A 241-nucleotide genomic window follows, 5' to 3' on the forward strand; every position below is an offset into this window, starting at 1 on the left:
CTCCGGAAGGGGGTTACAGCGCGTCGGCACCGATTTCGCCGGTGCGGATGCGGATGACCTGTTCGACGGCGGTGACGAAGATCTTGCCGTCACCGATCTTGCCGGTGCCTGCCGACGACTGGATCGCTTCGATCACCGCATCGGCACGTTCGTCGGTGACCACGGTTTCGATCTTGATCTTGGGCAGGAAATCGACGACGTACTCGGCGCCGCGATACAGCTCGGTGTGGCCCTTCTGGCG

1 protein-coding gene is annotated in these 241 nt (G+C 63.1%); it reads right to left on the bottom strand.

Annotation, left to right across the window (positions count from 1 at the left end):
• Nucleotides 1-13: 13 nt before the first annotated feature.
• A partial coding sequence (locus HMPREF0072_RS11600) for a P-II family nitrogen regulator (protein ID WP_081447049.1) occupies nt 14-241 on the bottom strand: 228 nt, incomplete at its 5' end.

It is taken from the genome of Anaerococcus lactolyticus ATCC 51172, from assembly GCF_000156575.1.
Lineage (GTDB): Bacteria > Bacillota > Clostridia > Tissierellales > Peptoniphilaceae > Anaerococcus > Anaerococcus lactolyticus.